The organism is Sulfurospirillum sp. SCADC (assembly GCF_000743525.1).
GTDB lineage: Bacteria > Campylobacterota > Campylobacteria > Campylobacterales > Sulfurospirillaceae > Sulfurospirillum.
In genome coordinates this window covers 1-2,142 of sequence record NZ_JQGK01000036.1, presented here as the reverse complement: position 1 = coordinate 2,142, position 2,142 = coordinate 1, and the positions used below count along the sequence as shown (strand labels likewise).

Genomic DNA, 2,142 nt, shown 5'->3' with positions numbered 1-2,142 from the left:
GCAACTAGCAGTTTGGGTTATTATAGTTTATTTTGTTTAAATTGTTTATTAAGGTATTTGCATGTCCGATTGTGACGTTTTGAGGATACCCAAAAAATATCTTAAATTCTTGAGCTGACTTCCTAAAAGAATATTTGTTTTGTTTATACTAAACTATAATGATTAAGTATCCCATTTTGTTGACAACAAGGAGAAACATATGAGTCAAAACGCATCCCTTGATCGACGTGGTTTTTTTAAGAAGAGTGGCATACTTGCCCTCATGAGCGCTGTTGGGAGTGAAATCCCTTTTGTTCGTAACCTTTCTGGAGGTTTGGTTCCCGTCGCAATGGCTGCACCCACGATGACGGATTTGAACATCCCTGGCAAGAGTTTGGAGTTGGTTGTTCTAGGTGACAAACCCGTTGTGGCAGAGACACCGCCGCATCTTTTGGACAGTGAAGTAACACCCAGTAATTTGATGTTCATTCGTAACAACGGGTTGGTTCCTACCAACATCGATGCTTCCACATGGACACTGACTATTGGCTCTGAGGCGACTCCTACTTCTGCTGCGAGAGAGAGTGAGTCAACTAGGCGTACTGTTACGTTTACGATAGCGGAGCTTAAGAGTCAGTTCAAAAACTACACACGTAACTTGCTCATCGAATGCGGTGGCAATGGAAGGTCTGAGTTTAACCCACCGGCGAAAGGCAATCAATGGACACTTGGAGGGGTTGGGTGCCCTTCATGGACGGGTGTGCGCCTTAAAGATGTGCTAGCGCATGTTGGGCTCAAAAATGATGCCGTTTACATCGGGTATTATGGCGCTGATCCGCATTTGAGTGGTGATGCAACCAAAGTGCCTATATCTAGAGGTGTACCTATCAAAAAAGCTTTGGAAGAGGATGCTTTGATCGTTTGGGAGATGAATGGTGCGGCTTTGCCAGTGCAAAATGGCTATCCTCTGCGTCTTGTCATCCCTGGATACCCAGCCTCTGTGAGTGGGAAGTGGCTGAACCGCATCGTGGTGCGCAATAAAGTCCATGATGGCCCTAAAATGGTCGATGACTACCGCAACCCTTGCTCACCCGTGGAGCCAGCCAGTGATGTGCCTAATAGCAATATGTGTGTCATCGAAGAGATGCCGATCAAATCGCTTATCACGTATCCTGCAACGGGTGCGAAGTTTAATTTTGGCGATAAAGTCGAAATTCGAGGTAACGCGTGGAGTGGTATCGGCGATGTGAAAGAAGTGCTTGTTTCCATTGACTTTGGCGCTACATGGATCAAAGCAAACCTCAAAAAGCCGCTCAATAAATTTGCATGGCAACGTTTCAGTGCCAATCTCAAATTTCCTTCCAAAGGTTACTACGAGCTTTGGGCGCGCGCGGTTGATAAAAAAGGTGTTTCTCAACCAATGGTCATTCCTGGTTGGAATCCTAAAGGTTATCTCAACAATGCAACGCACCGCATCGCTGTTAAGATCGTCTAAAAGGAGTTCGGATGGGAAAATTCACACCAAGCCTGCTGATTTTCATCGGGCTTTTGGTTTTAGGCTGTGCGCCTAAAGAAGAATCACCACGTGTTTCTGCAACGTCTGAGCCTGCGAAAGTAAGTAAACCGGATGCCAAAGGGAGCAAAACATTGGCGGTCGATAAAGAGAGTGGACTGGTCATCGCAGAAGGATTTGAGATCGTCAAAGCTAACTGTACCGTAGCGTGTCACAGTGCAACACTGGTTACGCAAAATCGTGGCAATGAAAAGTATTGGAAAGATGCGATCCGCTACATGCAGAAAAATCAAGGATTGTGGGATTTGGGTACGGATGAGCCTTTGATCCTGAGTTACCTTGCGACGCATTATGGGCAAAGTCCAGTGTATCGTAGGGCGCCTTTGAAAGTGCAGTGGAAAGAGTAGTGCGTCATACTATCAACCCTCCTACCTTTTACGTAGGAGAGTTGTGGTATATTTTTTGCATGAATGGTTTCAAAAAGGAGCAGATGTGATCTCTTTTTCAGCTTCAAAAGTTATTTTCTACGAAAAAACAGGCTGTAGCGGAAATGTTCGTCAAAAAGAACTTCTGCAAAAACAGGGTATCAGTCTTGATGTGCGAAGTCTTTTAGAGACACAATGGACAAAAGGGTGTAGATACACTCTTTG

Annotated in this window: 2 protein-coding genes; both read left to right on the top strand. The window is 45.1% G+C overall.

Going from position 1 to position 2,142, the window contains the following annotated elements:
- Nucleotides 1-199 precede the first annotated feature (199 nt).
- Nucleotides 200-1,474: a sulfite oxidase gene (locus JU57_RS13530; protein ID WP_294877509.1), complete on the top strand. Its 1,275-nt coding sequence runs from the start codon at nt 200-202 to the stop codon at nt 1,472-1,474.
- 11 nt (nt 1,475-1,485) lie between these two features.
- Nucleotides 1,486-1,899 carry a hypothetical protein gene (locus JU57_RS13525; protein ID WP_051906932.1) on the top strand — a complete coding sequence of 138 codons (414 nt, stop codon included), beginning with the start codon at nt 1,486-1,488 and terminating at the stop codon, nt 1,897-1,899.
- The last annotated feature ends 243 nt before the right edge of the window (nt 1,900-2,142 follow it).